Consider the following 22,563-nt stretch of genomic DNA (forward strand, 5'->3'; position numbering starts at 1 on the left):
CAGCTACCCTGGTAACAAGCCCGCATAACGAGCCCAAATAAGGGCCCCACATAACGGGCATTGCACAAAGGCCAGGAAACAGCTACCCACTTTTCGTTGAAAATGCCACGAATTGTTTAATGAAGACGGATCACGTGATCGAGCTTGGGAAACGTCCGACTGCAGTACTGACAAGTATCATCCTTATACTGCTGGCCAGTTCAGTACTGGCGCAGGCGGAGGATATGCGCGTCGGGCTCGCAGCACCGCTGTCCGGAACGTTCGCTCCATTGGGCAATCAGCTGGCGGAAGGCGCTCGTGTAGCCGCCACGGCAAAAGGCGCAGAACTCGTTATTTTCGATGATCGCTGCGATGCTGAAGGCGGCAAGGAAGCCGCAGAACGCTTCGTCAAGGAAAACGTCCGGGTCGTCACCGGCTTTCTGTGCCCGGAAGCACTTGAAGCAGCACTTCCGGTTCTCGCAGCCGGCAACATACCTGTTGTGACATCAGGCGTCAGCGAAGCCACGCTAACTGAAAGACGTGCGCCCGCGCCGATGGCGGTATTCCGTCTTGCAACCGGCCTAGACAAGGAAACACAGGCAACCGGGAGCTTCCTTGGCAGCCTTTGGCGCGCGCAATCTTTCGCAATCATCGATGATGGCACCATCGAAGGACGTGAACGAGCTACACGCGTTTTAGCCAGCCTTAAAGAGCAACAACTACAGCCGGTTTTCACAGACACCTACCGACCGGGTCTCGATAACCAGAATGCTCTGGTCGCCCGGTTGCGGCGCGCAGGCGCTACCCATGTTTATGTCGGCGGTGAGCGCGACGATATCGCCGCTATAGGCGCAAGCGCTGCCGCGCTCAACTATTCCCTGACGATTGCTGGCGGCAGCCTTCTTGACGCAGCACCTGGCACACAGCCCTTAAGTCAAGGCACGTTGATGATTGCCCCGCTCCGTCCGCAGGAACTCTCGACGGCAAAGCCAGCAATCGATGCATTGCGTCAGGCCGGGAAACTTGCAGACGCCTATGCAATCATTGGTTATGCCAGTGCGGAAATCCCTGCGGATGTGATCAAGCGTGCCGACGAGCAGAAGCTGCCGATTATCGACACACTCCGCAATAATTCCTTTGAAACCGTTCTTGGCTCGATCAAGTTCGATGGCAATGGTGTCCGAACCGACAACCCGAACCGCCTGCAACGTTTCGATGGCAAGCGGTTCGTGCTAGCCGACAAGTAGCCCAATCAGGCTCGCAGCAATCACCAGTCCGGTCATCAGGCTCATCGTCGACCAGAAAAGATGAAGCGCGGCATCGATATCATCAGCGTTGGCGTCGCGCTTGCCGGATGCATTCAGCATCGGCCCTTCGACTTTCTCCGCCCCATATTGGCGCGGACCGGCAAGCGCCAGCCCCAGCCCGCCTGCAAAAGCCGATTCCGGCCAGCCAGCATTGGGCGAGCGATGCAGACGTGCATCACGGCGCATGACGGAAAACGCTTCTTTGCCTGAAAGCCTGTCTTTCGTGATCGCGGTGGCAAGGGAGGCGAGCAGTCCGGTCAGTCTGGCTGGGATATAATTAGCGACATCGTCCAGCTTTGCGGCAAAACGACCAAAGTCACGATAGCGATCATTCAGATGGCCGATCATGGAATCAGCGGTATTGATCAGCTTGTAGGCGAACAAACCGGGTAGCCCACCGACCAGAAACCAGAACGCAGGTGCAACGATACCATCTGAAGCGTTTTCCGCGAGGCTTTCTATCGCTGCACGACTGACACCGCCTTCATCGAGATGTTCGGGATTGCGCCCGACGATCATCGACACAGCCCGACGACCGCCTTCGATCCCTTCCTCACGCAATGCCAGTGCGACCGCCTGCACATGATCGGCAAGGCTTTTCTGTGCAAGCAGCACCGTCACGATCAGGATTTCGGCAACTGCACCGGCAGTCCCGGCGAAGGGTAACGAGAGTTCAAGGATGAGCCCCAGAACCACACAGGCCATCACCAGCCCGATCGTCAGCCACATGCCGTTTCGGCGAAGCACCGAGGCAGAGAGATTGCGATTGTTCCAGCGCTTTTCGCCCCACGAAATTGCTTTCCCGAACAGGACGACGGGGTGCGGCACCTTCTGCCATAGCTGCGGCGGGTCGCCGACAAAGCGATCCAGAAGAAGCGCTAGCGAAAGAATAATCAGCTTTATTTCCATGAGCTTGACCAGAAAAACTGAATCAAAATTTCAACGCCTTTTCGAACCGCGCAAGCGCCACATCATCCAAAGGCAAACCAATGCGCAACCAGCGCGGGGCGTAATCGAATTTCCGGATCAGAATATGTCTCTCGCACAATCTGGTGTAAATCCCGATTGCACCCACGTGTTCGACGAGAGAAAACAACGCCGTGCCGCCAATTTCCCTCAGACCGCTTTTGTCCAGAACAGCCGACAATTCCGCCCGCCGCAGATCAATACGTGTGCGATAATCCGCAAGCGTTCCGGCATCGCTGAAAGCATGATTGGCGATTGCCAGTGCTGGGCCAGAAACCGCCCATGGTCCAAGCCGCCGCTCCAACGCTTCAACAAAACGACCGCCTGTAATTGCAAAGCCCAGACGAACGCCAGCAAGCCCGAAAAACTTGCCGAAGGATTTCAGCACGATCATCGGTGCATCTTCTGCATTTGCCGCAATGGTGACGGCCTCATGCGCGTCGGCGAACGCCTCATCAACAACCAGAAAGCCCCCGCGAGCACCGAGTTTCTGTGCAAGTTGCAGGAGAGCCTCTTTCGAAATCACGCGACCGTCTGGATTGTTCGGATTAACGATGACTGCCGCTGTTGCCTCACTCGGAATTTCATCAAGCGTCACACATTGCACAACCTTCCAGCCGGAAGCGGCGAACGAAGCAGCGTGTTCCTGATAGGTCGGTCCGAGGATGGCTACCGTCGACGGCGCGATCAGCGTTGGAACGAGCTGGATCAAACCCTGCGTGCCCGGCGCTGCAACGATCGGTGCTTTCTCGTTCAGCCGATAATAGCTGCGGGCCAGTCGCAACGTTTCCTGTAACAATCCTTCATCAGGCAGACGGTTCCAGATTTCAGGTGTCAGTTCGGGAAGCGGAAAATGCTCTGGATTGATGCCCGTCGAAAGGTCGAGCCAGTCTTGCGGCCTGCCACCAAAACGCGCGACGGCCTTGTCGAGCGCGCCGCCATGCTCGATTTCTGCACTCAAGCTTTCTCTCCGCAAAAATCGATGACATGCATGAACGAGCCTGAAACGGAGCCGACTCTCAGGCCTGCCTCGCCAACATCGTCGCCGACAGCATCACGCACACGGAAAAGACGATCAGCCTTTCCTTCACGCACGATGCTGGCATAGTGAAACTCATGCGCCTTCAATGTCTCGGTCCAAGGCGCACCTGCAAGCGGTTCCAGCATGCGGTAGCCGAGATGCAGCTTTCTTTTTGCAAAGCTCGTTTCTAGCGGCAGAAGATCCAGCATCGGGTGTATGACACCCTCTGCATCCTGCAAGCTTTCGCCGAGAACCATGTAGCCGCCACATTCGCCGTAAACTGTTACCCCACGGGCTGCAGCTTCGCGCATGCCCGCCTCAAAACGTCCTGCCTGCGCCAAACGCCCTGCATGCAATTCAGGATAGCCGCCCGGCAGATAGATTGCATCGGCATCCTGTCTCGGAGACTCATCGTCGAGCGGTGAGAAGAATGAAATCTCCACCCCTCGCCTGCGCCAGCCTTCAAACAAATGCGCATAGGCAAAGGCAAATGCGTCATCGCGGGCAACGGCAATGTGGTTGCCCAGCGGCTTCAAGCGCGGCACATTGGCCATCGCATCGAAGCGCTTCGGTCGCGACCAGATCGTTTGCAACGCATCGAGATCGATATGCGTTTCCATTGCATCTGCAGCGTGTTCGAGAAAGCTCTCAAGATCAGAGTGCTCGCCCGCCTGCACCAGCCCCAGGTGCCTTTCCGGCAAGGAAAGAGCAGTATCGCGGGGCAATGCACCAAGAACCGGAATACGGAGCGGCTCCAATGCGCCGCGTAACATAGCCTCATGCCGGGAGCTGCCAACGCGATTGAGGATGATGCCCGCAATCAGCACATCCTTGCGAAACTGGCTGAAACCCCAGACAAGAGCGGCAATGGAATGTGATTGCCGGGCACAATCCACCACCAGCACCACCGGCAGATCGAGAAGCCGGGCAAGATCGGCAGATGAACCTTTGCCGTCCATCGCTCCGTCAAAGAGCCCCATCATGCCCTCGGCAACCAATAGCTTGGCACCACTTTCCGTCATGCGGGAGGACAGTGCACTGATAAGTTCAGGGCGCATCGCCCAAGGGTCCAGATTGAAGCAATCCACCCCGCTTGCAGCCTTGTGGTAGGCGGGGTCGATATAGTCGGGACCGGCCTTGACCGGCGCAAGCGCTTCTCCCCGCCGCTTCAGGGCGCGCAGCAAACCCAGCGTTACCGTTGTCTTGCCAGACCCGGAAGCCGGCGCTGCTATCATGAACCCCTTCATGCGCTTCTCACTCCCTCATTTTGATTTCGTCTGGCAAGCGGATCGCTGGACAGGATTTTACCGTTCAACGCACCCATCCAATCCAGCCCGGCGCGCAGACGAACCACTTCACCTACGACCACAATTGCAGGCGGGTTCAGCCCCGCCGCTTCAACATCTTTTGCAGCCCGCGCCAATGTCGTTTCAAGTACGATCTGGTTGGGGAGGCTTGCATTGCACACGAAGGCGACAGGCTCATCCGGCGAACGCCCGGCCTCGATCAGCCGCCCGGCGATAAGGTCTATATGTTTCATCGCCATATACATGACGATAACCGGCGCAGACTTGGCGATCCCAGTCCAGTTGATCCCGTCAGGCATCGAGCCGCTGGCATCGTGACCGGTCAGAAAGGTCACCGATTGATTGATATCGCGATGGGTGGCGGCAATACCCGCATAGGCGAGGCCGCCAATTCCGGCAGTCACTCCGGGAACGATGCGAAACGGAACGCCATGCTCCACCAAGGTCAGCGCCTCTTCTGCTCCCCGCCCAAATACGAACGGATCACCACCTTTCAGGCGCAGCACCTTCTTTCCCGATTTTGCAAGTTCAACAAGCCGCAGGGATATATCACGCTGTTTTGGCGAAGGCTTGCCGCCGCGCTTGCCTGCATATTCCAGAACAGCATCCGCATTCTTGAGAGACAGGCAGGCATCATCCACCAGCGCGTCGTAAACGATGACATCCGCCTGCTGTAAGGCGTTGACAGCGTGAAGCGTCAAAAGACCGGGATCGCCCGGCCCGGCCCCAATGAGCCAGACATGGCCGGGTTCCATCGCAGGCAAGGTCACTTTGCTCCTCGCAATGACACATGCAGCCGTTTCTTCAGCCTTGTTCATTTTCATCAACCACTATTCTATCTGGCGGCACAGCTATCAGATACATTATAAGGCGTCCATGAATGACGAAACCGCTCCAACGAATAAAAGTCAGGAAAAAGCCGAGCTCCGCCGCGGCTGGACCACAGGCGCCTGCGCAACCGCTGCCACCAAGGCCGCATTGACGGCGCTTATTACCGGTGAATTTCCTGATCCCGTCGGTATAATTCTGCCCAAGGGGGAAGTACCCTATTTCCAGCTCGCCTATGAAGGGCTGGGCGATGGCTATGCGATGGCAGGCATCGTCAAGGATGCCGGCGACGATCCCGACGTGACCCATGGCGCCACGATCATCTCGACCGTATTCCCGGCCCCACCCGGAACCGGCGTCGTCTTTCGTGCAGGTGAAGGCGTTGGCACAGTTACGCGACCTGGCCTTCAAATCCCTCCGGGCGAAGCAGCTATTAATCCGGTCCCGCGCCGCATGATGACCGAAATCTGCGAGCAGATTTGCGCCGAATACGGCCTGCCCGCGGATATCGTCATTACGATATCGGTGCCCGGCGGCGAAGAGATTGCCAAAAAGACATGGAACCCGCGTCTCGGTATTGTCGGCGGTATTTCCATTCTCGGCACCACTGGTGTGGTCCACCCGTTTTCCTGTTCAGCCTGGATACATTCGATCCATCGCGGCATCGACGTTGCCCGCGCAGCCGGGCAGAAACATGTCCTCGGCGCGACAGGTTCGACGTCCGAGGATGCTGCGCAGGCGCTCTATGATCTGCCCGATTTTGCCATTCTCGACATGGGCGATTTCGCTGGCGGTGTGCTCAAATATCTGCGCGAGCATCCTATCGACAAACTTACGATCGCAGGCGGTTTCGCTAAGCTGACGAAGCTTGCGCAAGGTGCGCTCGACCTTCATTCTTCACGGTCGCAAGTGGACAAGAGTTTCCTTTGGACCCTCGCCGAAAAGGCTGGCGCGCCGGAAAGCATGAAGGATCAGATTCTCTTTGCGAACACTGCGCTGGAAGTGCTTGAACTGACTCAATCAATCGGGCTCGACATAGCCACGCCAATTGCGCTCAAGGCGAAGGAAACCGCGCTCGAAACCCTTCGCGGCGCGCCGGTCGCAGTCGAGATTATCGTAACTGATCGCAGTGGGAATATCCTTGCGCGCGTCTGACCCCAAGATACTCATTCTCGGCGGAACGACCGAGGCTGCGGCACTTGCAACGGCCTTCGGAGGGCTGCCCGTCAATGCCATTACCTCGCTTGCCGGGCGTACCAGCAATCCAGCCAAACTGACCGGAACGGTTCGAAGCGGTGGCTTCGGAGGTGTTGATGGTCTTGCTGCCTATCTCGACGAAGAACGGATAGACCTCATCATTGACGCGACCCATCCCTATGCCGCACGTATCTCGCAAAATGCAATGCAGGCGGCAGGCAAGCGCAGCATATCATTGGTGAGGCTGGAGCGCCCCGCCTGGGAGGAAAAGCCGGGCGACCGCTGGATCAATATTTCCGATGAAGCCGAAGCAGTAAATGCTATCCCATCCGGTGAGCGTGTATTTCTGGCGCTCGGTCGCCAGCACATCGCGCCTTTCGCGGAGCGCGCTGATGTTTATTTCATCATCCGCATGATCGATCCACCGGATGTGGCACTACCACAGGATTGCGAAATCGTTCTGGCGAGACCCGGCGATTACGCTGCGGAGAAGCGTTTTCTGGAAAACCACCGGATCGGGCTGATCGTCAGCCGCAACTCGGGCGGCACCATTTCCTATGCAAAAATCGAGGCTGCCCGTGCACTGGGACTTCCGGTCATGATGATTTCCCGTCCACCGGTTGCGGCCAGAAACGTTGTCACCTCGCCAGAAGAGGCAATCATATTCGCCCGCAAAGCACTAGGTTTTTGAACGCGCCGCGTGGCTGTGCGCTTCATGGTAAAGCGCTGAATCGCGAAAGCTTTTAGGGTCCAGTCCGCGCCCGACAAAAATCATTGCCGTACGTTTCAACCCGAATGCAGCTACCTTCTCCGCTATGTCTGACAGCGTACCGCGTAGAATTTGTTCATCAGGCCATCCAACGCGATAGGCGATAACCACCGGACAATCAGCACCGTAAAGAGGTGTCAGCTCGGCCTCGATTTTGTTGAGGTTCCGGATGGAAAGATGGATCACCAGCGTCGCTCCCGACCGCCCGAGTGTGGTAAGGTCTTCGCCTTCAGGCATGGCAGACGATTTCATCGAGGTACGGGTCAGGATGATTGTCTGATTGACCTCGGGAATGGTCAGTTCCTGCTTCATGGCAGCGGCAGCGGCTGCAAAAGCTGGCACCCCCGGCGTCACATCATATGGAATGCCTAGACTGTCCAGCCGACGCATCTGTTCGGCCATAGCGCCATAAATCGACGGATCGCCCGAATGCACTCGCGCAACGTCGAGGCCTTGCACATGTGCTGCTTTCATCTCAGCGATAATCTCGTCCAGCGTTAGCGATGAACTGTCGACCAGACGCACATCCTTCGGTGCTCCGGCAACAACCTCCTTCGGCACCAGCGACCCCGCATAGATGCAGACGGGACATTGCTCGATGAGGCGCAGACCGCGCACGGTGATAAGGTCCGCCGCGCCGGGGCCGGCTCCAATGAAATGAACAGTCACGATTTCCCCTTCCTGAACTGCGGACATGACTTTCCGTGATGTCGAAAGTCAATCCGTTTCCGGCAGAAGCTCTTCGATATCGTTGAAGATCGACTGCCATTCCTCATCCGTCAGTTCGAAGAAATTGAAGCTGCGCAACAGGAATGCACCTTCATTGGCTATGAAGGCCAGCCGAGTCCTGCGCCCTTCCGGTGTGGAGACATCAAGCCCATCCCATTGCTTGCGATACCAGAGACGGGTTTCATCCAGATGTTCGGTGTTGGGAATGAGACTGGTCATCATGGCCGCAAAGCGCGAGTCGTCTTCGGCATCGCTTTCGCGGGTCACGCGAATATGGGCGGCGATATGAGAAAGCGCGTCCATGCGGCCTTGCTTTTTCTTGTCGACCTGTGCGTCGAAACGATCGCCCCACCGCCCGATCATCGCTTTCAAAAGCCCGTCCTTATTGCCGAAGCAATACTGAACGCCTCCTTTGGTCACACCAGAAGCCTGTGCGACGGCATCCATGGTGAGGGCGACCAGCCCACCTTCGGCGACGAGCTTTTCAGCCATATCGAGCACATGGTCACGGTCGATTGAGCGCGGCCTGCCTATTTTGTGCAAATTTTCACTTTCCATACAGACGGATTTATATTAAGTGAGCCCTCCTCGCAAGTTTGAATACAAGCGTATTGAAAAGGTGCTATCCAATGTTGCCGAAAAATCGCTGGCTGGTTCTGACCATTGTTTCCAGCGCATTGTTTCTGATCGTCGTGGACATGACGGTGCTTTATACGGCGCTACCCCGCCTCACCCACGATCTCGCGGCCAGCGCTTCCGAAAAGCTCTGGATCATGAACATCTATCCGCTCGTCGTTGCAGGTCTCCTGCCCGGCCTAGGAACGCTTGGCGACAAGGTCGGCCACAAGCGTATGTTCATGTCTGGACTCGCAGTTTTCGGACTTGCCTCTCTTTGCGCGGCCTACTCGCCAAACCCGGAATTCCTTATTGCCGCTCGCGCATTTCTCGCTTGCGGCGCAGCCATGATGATGCCCGCAACGCTCTCCATCATTCGGTTGACGTTCACCGATGACAAGGAGCGCTCGCTTGCAATCGGCATCTGGGCGGCTATTGCATCAGGCGGTGCCGCCATCGGCCCTGTGGCAGGCGGCGTTCTGCTGGAATATTTCTGGTGGGGATCGGTCTTCCTTATCAACGTACCCGTCGTACTGGTTGCGCTGTCACTCTCCGTCTTCACACTTGAAAACCGTCCGCTCGGCTCCAAGCGCAAATGGGATTTGATCGGTTCGATCCAGATTATGGTTGGATTGATTGCACTCACCTATGCCGTGAAGGAACTCGCAAAGCGCGATGCGTCCATGACTGTATTTACAGCCGCGCTGGCAATCGGGTTGGTCGCATCATTCATCTTCGTGCGCAGGCAGCTCGCAAGCGAAGCACCGCTGATCGACTTCTCTCTGTTCAACAACAAGCTGTTTTCGATGGGTGTTTTCGCAGCTCTGGTGGCGTCCGGTTCAATGACGGGGATGGAGCTCGTCTTCAGCCAGCGCATGCAGCTGATCGAAGGCATGACACCCTTGCATGCCGGATTATCAATCCTGCCTATTCCTCTGGCCGCTTTCGTTGCAGGGCCGCTCGCTGGCATCATGCTCCCGCGCCTTGGTACCGGCAAGCTTCTGTGGTCGTCGCTGGGGATCACAGCACTTGGCGTTATTGTCTACATTCTGACTTACAAGACTTCGGCATCGTTCTATCTGGTCGGGCTTGCGATTCTCGGCTTCGGCGTGGGAGCTGCCATGACAGGTGCATCGTCGGCGATCATGACCAATGCACCGGTTGAAAAGGCAGGCATGGCAGCTTCCGTTGAAGAAGTTTCCTTTGAACTCGGCAACGCTCTCGGTGTCACGGTTTTCGGAAGCATTCTGTCCGTATTCTACACGGCAAGCCTTGTGATCCCTGAAGGCGCAGGTATCCCCGCAATCGTGCGCGATAGTCTGGACGAAGCGCTTCTGGCAGCTCAATCCCTACCGCCAGCAGATGCACAAACTCTGACGGCGCTGGCGTCGGCGGCTTTTGAGAGTGCTTATGTTGCCGTCATCACAGCGACCGCAACTCTGCTTTCGATCGCTACGCTCGTGGCCTACATTATTCAGCGACGTAAGACTATTGCCGCATAATCTGAAGTCGGGACCGGGCGACAGCCAATGCGGCAGTTGCCCGGCCTGATACGGTTTTCTCGACCACAAGAAAGCCATTCGGACCGGTGGCAGCAAGCGCAGCCGCTTCAGCGACACCATGACATCCAACTGCCTCGAGAACAGTCTCCGATGGGTTTTCGAGACGCGGAGTTTCCTTTTCCAGCCGCTCGGCATCGAAGAAACACAGCGCACATTCATAGTGCGCTGCAAGCTCGTTCCATGCGAGCTCGCCACACTTGGTACTCAACGTTGCGATAGCGTCAGGCCGCGAACAGCAGCCTTGCGACAACACCTGATCGGCCAAAGCCAAAAGCTCGTCGAATGTCACGCCGGACGAACCGCCCATGCCGAGGACTGTGCTGTAGTTTTTAGAACCCACAGGGCGACGACTGGCGTGCTTTGTGCAGCTCTTCCGGCTTGACGCCGAGTGTATCGGCAATGCGCTGGATCATCGTTGCCTCGGAACGGTCAAGCCGGTGATCGGAACAGGCAATCTTTACGAGGTCACTAAGCAGCGCCAAACGGCGATCCGGCGCCATCTCGGCCAGCATGTTGGCAGCTTGCTTGGTTGTGGTCTCGTAAGCGAAATCCTTGAGATACTCGGCCACTTCCGGAAGCTCTTCCGGCGGAATGCCGAAATTCCTTTCGGCAATTTCCTTGAACGCCGCTATTTCAGCCGGATGCTGGTCGCCATCGGCAAACACCACATGCAACAGCAAAAGCAATTCAGATGCGAGCGCCGGATCATCGGCCACGCGCTGCACGGCGCTCTTCTTGCTGAGAAAAGCGGTAATCCGCTCAAAGATGCTCTCGCTCATGGAACCCCTCAAAACTTTCAGCCTGAATATAATGAATAGCGCCGGATACACCGGAAAACAATCTCGCTCAACGCACTGGCTTTCTTCGGAGATTATCCTTGTCCGACTAGCGTTAGGAAAGCAGCTGCTCTATGTTGCGCCCACCTCTCCCTTGGGCTTCCCCGATGCTTGAATTTTTCGATACGCTTACCCTGCTCCTGACGGCTGCGGCATTCATCGCCGGGATCATCGATTCCATCGCCGGTGGTGGCGGAATGATTACAATTCCCGCCTTGTTGCTGGCCGGAGTTCCACCCGTTGAAGCGCTTGGCACGAACAAGCTGCAAGGCTTGTTCGGCTCGTCATCGGCAACCATCGCCTATGCGCGCAAAGGGCATGTAAACATCAAGGAACAGTGGCCTGAAGCACTTGCATCGCTCATCGGCTCAGTGTTCGGCGCTTTACTCGCAACGGTTCTGCCGGTCGACATCATGCGTGCAGCGCTGCCAATCCTCCTCATCGCGATTGCGGTTTATTTTGCCATCAAGCCGAGTCTTGGCGATGTTGATCGTGCGCGACGTATCGGCCCGTTTCTTTTCGGCGTAACGCTTGTCCCGCTGATCGGATTTTACGATGGCCTCTTTGGTCCCGGAACCGGATCGTTCTTCATGCTCGCATTCGTGGCACTGGCCGGTTTCGGTGTGCTGAAAGCTACGGCCCATACGAAACTTCTCAACTGCGCGTCCAATGTCGGCGGCTTTGCAACCTTTGCCGCTGTCGGCGTTATCAACTGGAAGATCGGTATCTGTATGGGCGTCGCCCAGTTTATCGGTGCACAGATTGGCGCAAGCCTCGCCATGAAGGTCGGCTCACGCATTATCAAACCGCTTTTGATCGTTGTCAGCCTGGCGCTGGCAGTTCGCCTTTTGATGGACGGAACCAATCCGCTGCGCCAGTGGGTTGGCTTTTAAATCCGAAGCGCTACCAGCACCACGCCGCAGCCGATAAGCAGAATGCCAAACCAGTTGAGGGTGGACATGCGCTCGCCAAGGAATGCCGCACCGAACAGTGCCACCAGCACAACCGACAATTTATCAATCGGCGCGACGCGCGATGCATCCCCGATCTGCAAGGCCCGGAAATAGGCAAGCCACGAAGCACCGGTCGCCAGACCTGAAAGCACCAGAAACAGCCACGACTTTCCGGAAATCTCGCCGGGTTTCTGCCATTGGCCGGTAACGGTCAGGAACAGGCACAACGCGCCAATGATGACCAGCGTGCGCACGAGCGTGGCGAAATCAGAATTGATGCCCTGAATACCGACCTTAGCGAAGATGGCGGTCAATGCGGCAAACACCGCCGACATCAGTGCCCAGAATTGCCAGCTAGCAATCATCAAAACTCAATACCCTTCTGTGCCTTCACACCAGAGCGGAACGGATGCTTTATCATTTCCATCTCCGTCACGAGGTCGGCCGCTTCAATCAGCTCATCCTTGGCATTGCGACCGGTAATGATGACATGCTTCATCTCCGGCTTCGCTTCGAGAACCTCGATCACTTCCTCGACCGGTAGATAATCGTAGCGAAGCACGATATTCAGCTCATCACAAAGCACCATATCGTAGCTTTCATCCAATATCATGGCTTTGGCTTGTTCCCATGCCCCACGCGCCATGGCGATATCTCGCGTCCGGTCTTGAGTCTCCCAGGTAAAGCCTTCGCCTAGCGCTGAAATAGTCACCTGTTCGGGGAATTTTTCGAGCACCCAGCGCTCACCCGTGTCCCACGAGCCTTTGACGAACTGCACGACGCCGATTTTCATTCCGTGACCCAGCGCACGGAAAACCATCCCGAAACCGGCAGTCGACTTGCCCTTGCCTTTACCGGTATGGACGATCACCAACCCTTTTTCTTCAGTCTTTGTCGCCTGAATCTTGTCGCGGGCAGCTTTCTTCTTGCGCATCTTGTCCGCATGGCGTGCATTCAGTTCCTCTTCCGTCATCGAAAGAAGTTTTTCCGATTTCTCAGCCATTTACCGCCCTTTCCGGATTCAATTTTTGAAGATTTGAACTCAATGTTTCCAGCTCGAACCGCGCAGAGTTGGAGCGAGGCGTCCAGAAGCCGCGCAAGATAGCATCGTTGAGTTTCGCTGCCGTCTCGGCAAGTGCTGCCGGGTTTTTCTCGGCCATGAAATCATGCACCGACTTGTCGGCGATATAAGCCTGATAGACCGCCTCGAAATGATGGTTCCCAACCTTGCCGGTGGTCGCCGCGAAGGCGAACAGATAGTCGACAGTTGCCGCAATCTCTGCCGCACCCTTATAGCCGTGGCGCATGACGCCTGCGATCCATTTGGGGTTGGCTGCGCGACCGCGTACGACGCGCGAAAGTTCTTCTTCCAGCGCACGGATCACCGGCTTTTCCGGGCGGGAATGGTCGTTATGATAAACTGCGGGCATTGCGCCACTCAAACTTTCAACGGTCGCAGCCATCCCACCTTCGAACTGGTAGTAATCGTCGCTATCGAGAAGGTCGTGCTCACGATTGTCCTGATTTTGCACAACAGCCTGAACCGAACGCAGCTGTTCTTCGAGAAGGCCGCGCTCAGCCTGCCCTTCCTCGCCTGCGCCATAGGCGTAACCGCCCCAGACAAGCCAGGCTTCCGCCAGATCGTTGCGTCCCGCCCAGCCGTTCTCGTCGATCAATGCCTGCAGGCCTGCTCCATAAGCGCCGGGTTTGGCCCCGAAGACACGATAGCCTGCACGCCGCTCCGCAGTCTTTTCGTCTGCCCCTTCTGCAACGAGGCGCGCTTGCTCAATCCGCATGCGTGCTGCGATTGGATTGTCTTCGGCATCCTCATCAAGAGCGCCTACTGCACGCACGGCCTTGTCGAACAATGCAATCTGTTCTGGAAACGCGTCGCGGAAAAAGCCGGAAATGCGCAATGTCACATCGACACGTGGACGGCCAAGCTTTGCAATCGGAACAATTTCGTATCCGGTTACCCGGCGTGACGCCATATCCCAGACCGGCTTGACGCCGATCAGCGCCAAAGCCTGCGCAATATCATCACCGCCGGTGCGCATATTCGATGTACCCCACGCGGTTAGGCCGAACGATGTCGGCCATTCACCGTGATCCTGCGTATAACGGGTAATCAGGAGCTCCGCCGATTTGCGTCCCAGTTCCCATGCTGCCGGAGTGGGAACGGCGCGACTATCAGTAGAGAAGAAATTGCGACCGGTTGGCAGCACATCGGGACGGCCGCGTGTCGGTGCACCGGATGGTCCCGGCGGCACAAACCGCCCGCCAAGTGCGGCAAGAAATCCACCTATTTCCGAAGGCCCACAGGAAACCACCATGGGGCGCAGATGTTCTTCTATGGATTGGAGAACCGCCTGCGCCTGCGGCCAGTCTGCGGGGCACTCTATCGCGCCTGCAACAAAGCTGGCGGCCAGCAGTTCGATACGCTCCACCGTATCGCCCGCAATGCGCCATGTTGCAGGGCTCGCAGCCAGCAGGAGTTCCGGTTTGGCACCCGTCCACGCCTCTGCCATATTGCAGTCCAGCGGATCGAATGTTTCGCCAAGCCCGCAATCCGCAGCGATTGCACGCTGGAGACTTTGATCGCCCGGCGCGCCGCCAAGCGAAACCGGCACGCCACGCGGCACACGTGCCAGTGCAACCAGAAGATCGGTTAGCAACCTGCCTTCAGGCGCCAGCCCGAAAATATGCAGACCGTCGCGTATCTGCATTTCCTTGAGATCACAGAGATAGGCGTCGAGCTTTTGCAACGCCATGTCCTCATCGTCATGGTCGTGAATGCCCGCATCGCGATCAAGCCCGATGTCGCGCACGAGATCGAGTATCTGTCCTTTCAGTCTGAGCAGGCGGCGCGGATCGACGCCGGAGGCCTCGTAATATTCGTCCACCAGCGCTTCAAGGTCTTTCAGCGGCCCATAACTTTCAGCGCGCGTCAGCGGCGGCGTCAGGTGGTCGATAATAACCGCGCTGGCGCGACGCTTGGCCTGCGTGCCTTCGCCCGGATCATTCACGATGAAAGGATAGATATGCGGTGTAGGACCGAACACGGCCTCGGGGTAGCAGTTTTCGGACAGCGCAAGCGCCTTCCCTGGCAGCCATTCCAGATTTCCATGTTTGCCCATATGCACAATGGCATCGATGCCGGCGACCTCGCGCAGAAAAGCGTAGAAGGCAATATAACCGTGCGGCGGCACCAGATCAGGCGAGTGATAAGTCTCTTTCGGGTCGATATTGTAGCCCCGTGCAGGCTGGATACCGACAAAAGTTTCGCCCAGCCGCATCAACGGCAATGCGAAAGCGACAAGCTCCTGCGCAAAATAAGGGTCATCTTCCGGCGCCCCCCAACGCTCTTCGATTTCTTTCTGAATCGCAATGGGAAGTTTTTTGAAGAAAACCTTGTATTGATTCAGTGAAATCGTTTCGCGAATCTCACGTCCGTCACGCGCAGCATTGGTCGGGCCTGCCGTCAACGCACGCATCAATGCATCACCGTCCACGGGCAGGTCAGCGACGGGATAGCCGCCCTTCGCCATGGCGTGCAGTACTTCAACCGTTCCGGCTGGCGTATCGAGCCCTACCCCGTTTCCGAGCCGCCCGTCGCGGTTCGGATAATTCGCAAGGATAAGCGCAACACGTCTGTCATTGGGCGATTTCCGCTTCAACCGCGCCCAGTTTGCAGCGAGCTGCGCCACAAAACCCACGCGGTTTTCATGCGGCTCGTGCGTCACGATATTCGCTTCCACTGCCGAATCAAACTGTTTTGCCGACTTGAAGGACACGGCACGCGAAAGCACACGCCCGTCCACTTCGGGCAAAGCGACATTCATCGCCAGATCGCGCGCCAACATGCCCTGCTGTGACGTTTCCCAAACTGCCTTCGGTGTGCCGGAGAAAATCACCTGCAACACCATATTGCCGCGCTTGTCGAGGACAGTCGGCTTGCGCTCCGCCCCCGGCGAAGAAATTGCAAACCCCGTGGCATTCAAAACGATATCCAGCGGACAATCCTCGATCAGACCGTCGACGACTGCGGCAGACAATCGATCCTTGAGGCTCGAAACGAATATCGGAAGCGGATTGAGACCTTTTGCCTGCAAAGCAGCAATCAGCGCATCGACGGGCTGCGTCTGTCCGCTTTGCACCAGCGCCCGATAGAAAATAATGCCAGCGACAGGTGCTTTTGCATCGCTCCAGTGCGTGCGAATACTATCCAGCGAGGAGACATGCTCTCCCGGCCACCACAGACCAGCCTTGAGCAGAGGTGCAGCACTTTCAGGCTTCTCGGAACCCGCAATCAGCGCAGCGCAGTAGTGAAGGAATGCGCCGGCATTCACAGCCCCGCCCTCGATCAGATACTGCCAGAGTTCATTTCGCTCGTGCGCAGAGATCGTTGAAAACCGGTCCAGCCCATGATCCGGCTTGTCGTCTCCCGGCAATACGGCAATCTTGATACCGTGATTGAGTGCGCAAGCATGCAGCGCTTCTAACCCGTAAGGCCAGTATGTCTCGCCGCCAATGATGCGCACCACGATGAGGCTCGCATATCTGACAGTACGCTCCACATAAGCGTCCACCGACATGGGATGGGTGAGACTCAGGAAATTGGCCAGTCGCAAGCTTGGCAAATCCGGCGCAAGTCTGTGTGCCTGCGCCAGACTGGCCAGTTCCGTATCGGCGGCGGAAAGGAACAATATCTCTCCCGGCGTCTGGCCGAGATCGACAGCCTCATTGCCGTCGCTGATTGTTCCTTTCTGGGCAAGAAGAAGATGCATCGGTCAGACAGCGTCTTTCACGGCCTTGGCAATGGCTGCTTCATCGATGTCATGCAGCCCGATCACAACCAACCGCGTAGAGCGCGTTTCATCCTTGCCCCATGGACGGTCAAAGTAATGTTCGATACGCGAACCGACCGCCTGAACGACCAGACGCATCGGCTTGCCCGGCACATCGACAAAGCCTTTCAGGCGAAGAATATCGTGTTCCGCGATGACTGCTTTCAGCTTTTCCGTGAATAGCTTGGGATCCGCCACAGAGCCCGCTTCGACCACGAAGCTCTCGAACTCGTCATGATCGTGCTCGTGTCCATCCGCATGATGGATTTCATGGTGGGATTTGCGGTTGGCGATGTCGTCTTCCGTGCCAACGCCAAGGCCGAGCAGAACGTCAACCCCAAGCTTGCCAAAGCTCGCAGGAACCATATTCACCCGGCGCGACGAACGCTCGGCCACATCGGCCTTAACACCGTCGAGCATCGAGGCGTCAATCAGATCGGCCTTGTTGAGAACAATCAGATCGGCTGCATGAATCTGATCCTCAAAAAGTTCTTCTAAGGGGCTTTCATGATCAAGAGATTCGTCCGCCGCCCGCTGCGCATCCACCCTGTCGTGATCATCGGCAAAACGCCCCTCCGCGACGGCGGCGGCGTCGATCACCGTCACCACGCCATCGACCGTCACCTGCGTCTTGATTTCCGGCCAGTTGAATGCCGCGACCAGCGGCTGCGGCAAGGCCAAACCGGACGTCTCGATCACGATATGATCGGGGCGATCAGCGCGGTCCAGAAGCCTGGTCATGGTCGGGATAAAATCATCGGCAACGGTGCAGCAGATGCAACCATTATTGAGTTCGATCACGTCTTCTTCGCGGCAAGTCTCGATACCGCAACCTTTCAGAATACCGCCATCGACACCGAGGTCGCCGAACTCATTGATGATCAACGCAATGCGTTTTCCATTGGCGTTTTCCAACAGGTTGCGGATCATCGTCGTTTTGCCCGATCCGAGAAAACCCGTGATGACTGTTGCGGGAATTTTCTGTCCCTGCATCGATTTATCCCTTCATCCTGAGCGGCAACCCTGCCGCCATGAAATAAACTTCATCCGCAATCGCGGCCACTGCCTGATGCAGAAAGCCTGCATGATCGCGAAATTCCCGTGCCATGCGATTTTCAGGCACGATCCCAAGTCCAACTTCGCTCGAAACAAAAACCACAGGCCCGGCAAGATTCGGCAGCATGGCGACAAGACTTGCCGTCTCTGTCGTTATATCGCGCTCGGCCATCATCAGATTGGTCAACCACAGGGTCAGGCAATCGACCAGCACGAACCGATCCGTAGCAGCATTCAATGTCAGTGCACCGATCAGATCGAGTGGCTCCTCCACCGTCTGCCATTCGGAACCACGTCGGTCGCGATGAATGGCAATGCGGTTTTCCATTTCCTTGTCGAAGGCGCGTCCTGTTGCCAGATAGAGCGGCTGAAGCCCCGAGGACTCAACCATCTTCTCGGCATAGGACGACTTACCCGAACGGGCTCCGCCAAGAACCAGAACCGATTTTCCCGGCGAAGCCATTTTCATCAGCCCTCAATCTCGGACGATGCGTAGTGCTGGATGAACCAGCCAAGTGCGAGGCCGATCACGGCCCACATGAACAGGTTCGTCGCCAGCGATGCGACCGCATATTGCGAAGCAAGCAGTGATGGAATCGGTGACGAGATGTCTTCGGGATGCGGAGCACCATAAAGATGCGGCGCCACGATCAGCACCAGACCGAGGGCCTTTGCCCAGATTTCCTGGCGCAACACGATGAGATAGAGGCCTAAACCGCTCAGCACCACGGTAGCGAGCCACCAGAGCTGACGTTCAGCCAGATCAGCCGCAGGCATTGCCGGTAATTCGGGTGATAAGCCCAACGCGGGTAGAAACGCGACCGCGAAGAAACCGGCAACGCCCCAATAAATCCCATTCTGCACCGTAATGCGGCGTCCGAGAAGCAAGGCCACGCCACCAAGCAGCAAGGCAAAACCTGCACCTGCTACGAGATTGGCAAGGATCGTATTGCCCAACCGCCCAAATGGTAGTTCAGCCCCTTCTTCCTCGGCACTTTCGGCAGCGGCGCCATGATCATGCGGTGTGGCTTCCGCCTCGCCGTGACTATGGCCACCGCCAGCATCTTCATAGGTTTCGGCCTGCAGGATCAAAGGCACTGTCTTCAAATACATGGCGGGAGTAACCAGCAGCCCGGCCAGAAGCCCCGCAGCAAGCGTCGCCAACAAATAACGGATCAACATTTCTGTCCCTCAATAGCAATTTCGCGCCGATGGCCGTCCACCATCGAGCTTTGCTCAGCTTCAATTCCGAAAGATGTAAAACTGCTCAGTGGCAGGGAAAACCATAGGAATGACGCGTATCGTGCGCTGAATCGTGCAGCGTATCGGAATGAGCAAGCCCTACGCCGTAGATCAGGAACGCGCCGAGAAGCAGTGAAACCACAGCCGTGCCCAGACGGGCAGCGAGCGGCATTGCGAGTGTGCTGGAAACAGAATTTTGAGTACGTGCAGCCATGACAACCTCCGTGCAGGCAGCAGGGAAAAACCTCCCATGGGGCTCGGGCTCAATGCCCTCACGCAGCAGGCAGGTCTCCTGGCTCACGGGTCACGGGGATTGAAACTACCTTCCCAGAAGCTTTACAGCCTCCAGTGGTTACCGGTTGCCCGGCTTGCCTCATCCCTCTCCGCTCTACAGTCGCGGGGTCGGCTGCGATAAAGACGCCCGGATTGGGTCCGTCCGTCGCATTCCCTTTTTGGTATTGCCGGGATTCGTCCCGGCAAAAACCTGTTGCATGGTTTCGACACTAGGCTTTCGCCCCATCGTCGTCAATCGCGACCGATGATTGACGACCTCATTTCAAGTTAAACAGTGCATCGATATCGAGACATGCGTCCAGCCCTTCGGCCAGCTCATCCAATGCAGCCTCAACGCCGGCGCGATAGTTTACTGAACTGCTACGCACACCAAGATCCTCCAGAAATCTCCGGCGAAATTCGTCTGCATTGAAAACACCGTGGAGGTAAGTTCCCATTATGTGCCCGTCTGGCGATATGGCTCCATCGTCATGCTCGCCAATTCGGGCGAAAGGCCGCCCCATATCCGGTCCGGTCGTTCGTCCGATATGGATTTCATAACCTTCCAGCGGCACATTATGGAGAAGCGCGGTCGCCTGCACGTTGCGGACCACTTTTTCAGGTTCCATCACCGTTTCGATATCGAGCAGCCCAAGACCATCAATGTCGCGTACATGCCCCTCGATACCAGCAGGATCGCTGATGTGGCGACCAAGCATCTGGAACCCGCCGCAGATACCAAGTACATGACCGCCTCGTTTCACGTGGGCAGATAATTGGCGATCCCAGCCATTGTCCCGAACCGCCTGCATATCGGCTATCGTGGACTTTGTCCCCGGCAGAACGACAAGGCCCGCATCGCCGGGAATACACGAACCAGGCGGCACCATGACCACTTCTACATCCGGTTCAGCCTTTAGCGGATCAAGATCATCGAAGTTGGCGATGCGCGGCAACATCGGCACAGCAACCACAAGCGACTTCTTGTCTCCACGTACCGCACGCTCAAGAACGACCGAATCTTCGGCTGGCAATCGCGATACTGCTTTCAGCCACGGAACCACGCCGAAAGAGCGCCAGCCGGTAAACCGGGTAATGGCAGCCAGCCCGTCATCAAAAAGCGAAATATCGCCCCGGAACTTGTTGATCAGAAATCCGCGAACCATGGCGCGGTCCTGTTCGGACAGAATAGTGTGTGTGCCGACGAGAGACGCAATCACGCCACCTCTGTCTATGTCGCCGACCAGAACAACCGGGACATCGGCCTGTGTGGCAAACCCCATATTGGCGATATCACCGGCCCGCAGATTGATTTCAGCTGGTGACCCTGCCCCTTCCACCAGCACAAGGTCCGCGCCTTCGCCAACCCTGGCAAACGATTCCATGACAGCCGCCATAAGCTGCGGCTTCAATTCCTGATAATAGCGCCCGCGCGCCTCGCCTCGCACTTGTCCCTGCACGACAACCTGACTACCCATGTCAGTCTGCGGTTTGAGGAGTACCGGATTCATATGGACAGACGACGGCACACCGCAAGCCAGCGCCTGCAACCACTGCGCCCGACCAATTTCGCCTCCGTCGTCGCTGACCGCCGCATTGTTGGACATGTTTTGCGGCTTAAACGGCCGAACATTCAGGCCGCGATTGCGCGCAACCCGGCATAATCCGGCAACAAGAACACTTTTGCCGACGTCCGAACCCGTTCCCTGAAACATGATTGCGCGTGCCATGGACTGCTGCGTAGCTTAAACTGAACTTTCTGGCAACGGGACCTCAATCGGCGAGCGTCTATGCAAAAATGCGCATCAGTTTATTACAAATGTGAGCAACATTATTCCAATGGAGCGTTGGCAGTCTCACACGGTTATGATCTAGTCCGGTGAAAAGGTGCGGTGCTACAGGGAGGAAACCATGGATGCTGCCGACCAGAACCAGTACGAACTGAACGAAGATCAGCTTGCCATTCAGGATATGGCGCGAGCCTTCGCCAGTGATCGCGTTGCCCCGCATGCATTGCAATGGGACCGCGACAAGCATTTCCCCGTCGACGTATTGCAAGAGACCGGACCGCTCGGCATGGGCGGCATTTATGTGCGTGAAGACGTGGGCGGCTCGGCGCTGAAGCGGCTCGACGCAGTGCTCATTTTTGAAGCACTGGCAACTGCATGCCCTTCATTCTCGGCTTTCGTCTCCATCCACAACATGGCCGCATGGATGATCGACACTTTCGGCAATGACGAACAGCGCCTGCGCTTTTTGCCAAAGCTCACGTCAATGGAATGGCTTGCCAGCTACTGCCTGACGGAGCCCGGATCGGGTTCGGATGCGGCGGCGCTCAGAACACGCGCTACACGCGATGGCGATCATTATATCCTCAATGGTTCCAAGCAGTTCATTTCCGGTGCAGGCGCCACGGATGTCTATGTGACGATGGTGCGTACCGGCGAGGACGGCCCCAAGGGGATTTCCACCATCGTTGTGCCAAAAGATGCACCCGGCCTTTCGTTTGGCGCAAATGAATTCAAGATGGGCTGGAACGCACAACCGACAAGAACCGTCATTTTCGACAATTGTCGCGTCCCGGCTGAAAACCTTCTCGGTGATGAAGGAACGGGGTTTCGCATAGCGATGGCCGGGCTTGACGGCGGTCGGCTCAATATTGCTGCCTGTTCGCTCGGCGGCGCGCAATCGGCGCTCGACAAGTCACTGGAATATTGCAGCCAGCGCAAAGCCTTCGGTCAGACAATTGACCGTTTTCAAGCGCTGCAATTCCGCCTGGCGGACATGGAGACGGAACTCTCCGCGTCACGCCTTCTTCTTTACTCCGCTGCCAGCAAGCTTGATCGCAAAACCCACGACGCGGGCAAATGGTCGGCAATGGCCAAGCGCTTTGTCACTGACACGGGTTTCAATGTGGCGAACGAAGCGCTGCAGCTCTTCGGCGGCTACGGCTATCTGCATGAATACGGGATCGAAAAGCTTGTCCGCGATCTGCGCGTACACCAGATCCTCGAAGGTACGAACGAGATCATGCGTGTGATCATCGCACGCCAGATGATCGGACGCTAGTTCTGAA

22 protein-coding genes and 1 riboswitch are annotated in these 22,563 nt (G+C 56.9%); of the genes, 6 read left to right on the forward strand and 16 right to left on the reverse strand.

Going from position 1 to position 22,563, the window contains the following annotated elements; all coding sequences use genetic code 11:
- Positions 1-134 precede the first annotated feature (134 nt).
- Positions 135-1,226, forward strand: a complete 1,092-nt coding sequence (locus tag CES86_RS05350) for a branched-chain amino acid ABC transporter substrate-binding protein (RefSeq protein ID WP_029928896.1) — start codon at positions 135-137, stop codon at positions 1,224-1,226.
- Here the strand turns inward: CES86_RS05350 and cbiB are convergent.
- Genes cbiB through cobA form a run of 4 tightly spaced genes read right to left on the reverse strand, consistent with a single transcriptional unit; the run spans position 1,212 to position 5,398 of the window.
- Positions 1,212-2,195 carry an adenosylcobinamide-phosphate synthase CbiB gene (cbiB, locus tag CES86_RS05355; RefSeq protein ID WP_010659852.1) on the reverse strand — a complete coding sequence of 328 codons (984 nt, stop codon included), beginning with the start codon at positions 2,193-2,195 and terminating at the stop codon, positions 1,212-1,214. The genes CES86_RS05350 and cbiB overlap by 15 nt on opposite strands.
- Before the next feature lie 22 nt (positions 2,196-2,217).
- Complete coding sequence (gene cobD, locus CES86_RS05360; RefSeq protein ID WP_094513815.1) at positions 2,218-3,213, reverse strand: threonine-phosphate decarboxylase CobD; 996 nt, start codon at positions 3,211-3,213, stop codon at positions 2,218-2,220.
- A complete protein-coding gene (locus tag CES86_RS05365; protein ID WP_010659850.1) occupies positions 3,210-4,520 on the reverse strand; it encodes a cobyrinate a,c-diamide synthase in 1,311 nt (436 codons plus the stop codon). Before CES86_RS05365 ends, cobD begins: the two co-directional genes overlap by 4 nt.
- Positions 4,517-5,398: a uroporphyrinogen-III C-methyltransferase gene (cobA, locus tag CES86_RS05370; RefSeq protein ID WP_094513837.1), complete on the reverse strand. Its 882-nt coding sequence runs from the start codon at positions 5,396-5,398 to the stop codon at positions 4,517-4,519. The genes CES86_RS05365 and cobA overlap by 4 nt, the downstream gene beginning before the upstream one ends.
- A 58-nt stretch (positions 5,399-5,456) precedes the next feature.
- On the opposite strand from cobA, the gene CES86_RS05375 reads away from it, so the two are divergent.
- Positions 5,457-6,563, forward strand: coding sequence for a cobalt-precorrin-5B (C(1))-methyltransferase (locus tag CES86_RS05375; RefSeq protein ID WP_094513818.1), 1,107 nt, complete (start codon positions 5,457-5,459; stop codon positions 6,561-6,563).
- Entirely contained in the window at positions 6,550-7,296 is a 747-nt protein-coding gene (locus CES86_RS05380) for a cobalt-precorrin-6A reductase (RefSeq protein WP_094513821.1), read from the forward strand. Before CES86_RS05375 ends, CES86_RS05380 begins: the two co-directional genes overlap by 14 nt.
- Here the strand turns inward: CES86_RS05380 and cobM are convergent.
- Both cobM and CES86_RS05390 read right to left on the reverse strand, forming a co-directional pair.
- A complete protein-coding gene (gene cobM / locus CES86_RS05385) occupies positions 7,285-8,043 on the reverse strand; it encodes a precorrin-4 C(11)-methyltransferase (protein ID WP_029928906.1) in 759 nt (252 codons plus the stop codon). The two genes, CES86_RS05380 and cobM, sit on opposite strands and share 12 nt — an antisense overlap.
- Positions 8,044-8,091: 48 nt before the next feature.
- The gene (locus CES86_RS05390; RefSeq protein ID WP_010659845.1) at positions 8,092-8,646 is read right to left on the reverse strand and encodes a TetR/AcrR family transcriptional regulator; all 555 of its coding nucleotides are present in this window, start codon (positions 8,644-8,646) and stop codon (positions 8,092-8,094) included.
- An 86-nt stretch (positions 8,647-8,732) separates the two neighbouring features.
- Here CES86_RS05390 and CES86_RS05395 point away from each other — a divergent pair, with 86 nt between their 5' ends.
- Positions 8,733-10,220 carry an MFS transporter gene (locus CES86_RS05395; protein ID WP_029928910.1) on the forward strand — a complete coding sequence of 496 codons (1,488 nt, stop codon included), beginning with the start codon at positions 8,733-8,735 and terminating at the stop codon, positions 10,218-10,220.
- On the opposite strand, the gene CES86_RS05400 is transcribed toward CES86_RS05395, so the two are convergent.
- Together CES86_RS05400 and CES86_RS05405 are read right to left on the reverse strand one after the other, a co-directional pair.
- Positions 10,207-10,587, reverse strand: a complete 381-nt coding sequence (locus CES86_RS05400; protein ID WP_029928913.1) for a cobalamin biosynthesis protein — start codon at positions 10,585-10,587, stop codon at positions 10,207-10,209. The genes CES86_RS05395 and CES86_RS05400 overlap by 14 nt on opposite strands.
- A gap of 22 nt (positions 10,588-10,609) precedes the next feature.
- A complete protein-coding gene (locus CES86_RS05405) occupies positions 10,610-11,059 on the reverse strand; it encodes a tellurite resistance TerB family protein (RefSeq protein WP_010659842.1) in 450 nt (149 codons plus the stop codon).
- Between the two features lie 164 nt (positions 11,060-11,223).
- Between CES86_RS05405 and CES86_RS05410 the strand changes: the two genes are divergently transcribed.
- Positions 11,224-12,009 carry a TSUP family transporter gene (locus CES86_RS05410; protein ID WP_029928915.1) on the forward strand — a complete coding sequence of 262 codons (786 nt, stop codon included), beginning with the start codon at positions 11,224-11,226 and terminating at the stop codon, positions 12,007-12,009.
- Here CES86_RS05410 and CES86_RS05415 read toward each other — a convergent pair.
- The 8 genes from CES86_RS05415 to CES86_RS05450 form a co-directional block, all read right to left on the reverse strand.
- A complete protein-coding gene (locus tag CES86_RS05415; protein WP_012091859.1) occupies positions 12,006-12,434 on the reverse strand; it encodes an EamA family transporter in 429 nt (142 codons plus the stop codon). The genes CES86_RS05410 and CES86_RS05415 overlap by 4 nt on opposite strands.
- Positions 12,434-13,072 carry a cob(I)yrinic acid a,c-diamide adenosyltransferase gene (cobO, locus tag CES86_RS05420; RefSeq protein WP_010659839.1) on the reverse strand — a complete coding sequence of 213 codons (639 nt, stop codon included), beginning with the start codon at positions 13,070-13,072 and terminating at the stop codon, positions 12,434-12,436. Before cobO ends, CES86_RS05415 begins: the two co-directional genes overlap by 1 nt.
- Entirely contained in the window at positions 13,065-16,856 is a 3,792-nt protein-coding gene (cobN, locus tag CES86_RS05425) for a cobaltochelatase subunit CobN (RefSeq protein WP_094513824.1), read from the reverse strand. The genes cobO and cobN overlap by 8 nt, the downstream gene beginning before the upstream one ends.
- A 3-nt stretch (positions 16,857-16,859) precedes the next feature.
- Positions 16,860-17,909 carry a cobalamin biosynthesis protein CobW gene (cobW, locus tag CES86_RS05430; RefSeq protein WP_029928919.1) on the reverse strand — a complete coding sequence of 350 codons (1,050 nt, stop codon included), beginning with the start codon at positions 17,907-17,909 and terminating at the stop codon, positions 16,860-16,862.
- A gap of 4 nt (positions 17,910-17,913) precedes the next feature.
- The gene (gene cobU, locus CES86_RS05435) at positions 17,914-18,435 is read right to left on the reverse strand and encodes a bifunctional adenosylcobinamide kinase/adenosylcobinamide-phosphate guanylyltransferase (RefSeq protein WP_029928921.1); all 522 of its coding nucleotides are present in this window, start codon (positions 18,433-18,435) and stop codon (positions 17,914-17,916) included.
- A gap of 5 nt (positions 18,436-18,440) precedes the next feature.
- Positions 18,441-19,154, reverse strand: coding sequence for a CbtA family protein (locus CES86_RS05440; protein WP_029928923.1), 714 nt, complete (start codon positions 19,152-19,154; stop codon positions 18,441-18,443).
- Between the two features lie 85 nt (positions 19,155-19,239).
- Entirely contained in the window at positions 19,240-19,428 is a 189-nt protein-coding gene (locus CES86_RS05445; RefSeq protein WP_006467114.1) for a CbtB domain-containing protein, read from the reverse strand.
- A 51-nt stretch (positions 19,429-19,479) separates the two neighbouring features.
- Positions 19,480-19,717, reverse strand: a riboswitch (cobalamin riboswitch).
- Between the two features lie 48 nt (positions 19,718-19,765).
- Positions 19,766-21,217: a cobyric acid synthase gene (locus tag CES86_RS05450; protein WP_029928925.1), complete on the reverse strand. Its 1,452-nt coding sequence runs from the start codon at positions 21,215-21,217 to the stop codon at positions 19,766-19,768.
- 181 nt (positions 21,218-21,398) lie between these two features.
- Between CES86_RS05450 and CES86_RS05455 the strand changes: the two genes are divergently transcribed.
- Positions 21,399-22,556 (forward strand): isobutyryl-CoA dehydrogenase, encoded by a 1,158-nt coding sequence (locus CES86_RS05455; protein WP_094513827.1) that lies wholly within the window; start codon positions 21,399-21,401, stop codon positions 22,554-22,556.
- Positions 22,557-22,563: the final 7 nt, after the last annotated feature.

It is taken from the genome of Brucella lupini, assembly GCF_002252535.1.
In the GTDB taxonomy this organism is placed as follows: domain Bacteria; phylum Pseudomonadota; class Alphaproteobacteria; order Rhizobiales; family Rhizobiaceae; genus Brucella; species Brucella anthropi.

Coding starts and splice junctions, on each gene's coding strand:
- cbiB (WP_010659852.1), bottom strand. CDS start 2,195: ATGGAAATAAAGCTGATTATTCTTTCGCTAGCGCTTCTTCTGGATCGC.
- CES86_RS05365 (WP_010659850.1), bottom strand. CDS start 4,520: ATGAAGGGGTTCATGATAGCAGCGCCGGCTTCCGGGTCTGGCAAGACA.
- cobA (WP_094513837.1), bottom strand. CDS start 5,398: ATGAACAAGGCTGAAGAAACGGCTGCATGTGTCATTGCGAGGAGCAAA.
- CES86_RS05375 (WP_094513818.1), top strand. CDS start 5,457: ATGAATGACGAAACCGCTCCAACGAATAAAAGTCAGGAAAAAGCCGAG.
- CES86_RS05395 (WP_029928910.1), top strand. CDS start 8,733: ATGTTGCCGAAAAATCGCTGGCTGGTTCTGACCATTGTTTCCAGCGCA.
- CES86_RS05400 (WP_029928913.1), bottom strand. CDS start 10,587: ATGGGCGGTTCGTCCGGCGTGACATTCGACGAGCTTTTGGCTTTGGCC.
- CES86_RS05405 (WP_010659842.1), bottom strand. CDS start 11,059: ATGAGCGAGAGCATCTTTGAGCGGATTACCGCTTTTCTCAGCAAGAAG.
- CES86_RS05410 (WP_029928915.1), top strand. CDS start 11,224: ATGCTTGAATTTTTCGATACGCTTACCCTGCTCCTGACGGCTGCGGCA.
- CES86_RS05415 (WP_012091859.1), bottom strand. CDS start 12,434: ATGATTGCTAGCTGGCAATTCTGGGCACTGATGTCGGCGGTGTTTGCC.
- cobO (WP_010659839.1), bottom strand. CDS start 13,072: ATGGCTGAGAAATCGGAAAAACTTCTTTCGATGACGGAAGAGGAACTG.
- cobN (WP_094513824.1), bottom strand. CDS start 16,856: ATGCATCTTCTTCTTGCCCAGAAAGGAACAATCAGCGACGGCAATGAG.
- cobW (WP_029928919.1), bottom strand. CDS start 17,909: ATGCAGGGACAGAAAATTCCCGCAACAGTCATCACGGGTTTTCTCGGA.
- cobU (WP_029928921.1), bottom strand. CDS start 18,435: ATGGCTTCGCCGGGAAAATCGGTTCTGGTTCTTGGCGGAGCCCGTTCG.
- CES86_RS05440 (WP_029928923.1), bottom strand. CDS start 19,154: ATGTTGATCCGTTATTTGTTGGCGACGCTTGCTGCGGGGCTTCTGGCC.
- CES86_RS05445 (WP_006467114.1), bottom strand. CDS start 19,428: ATGGCTGCACGTACTCAAAATTCTGTTTCCAGCACACTCGCAATGCCG.
- CES86_RS05450 (WP_029928925.1), bottom strand. CDS start 21,217: ATGGCACGCGCAATCATGTTTCAGGGAACGGGTTCGGACGTCGGCAAA.
- CES86_RS05455 (WP_094513827.1), top strand. CDS start 21,399: ATGGATGCTGCCGACCAGAACCAGTACGAACTGAACGAAGATCAGCTT.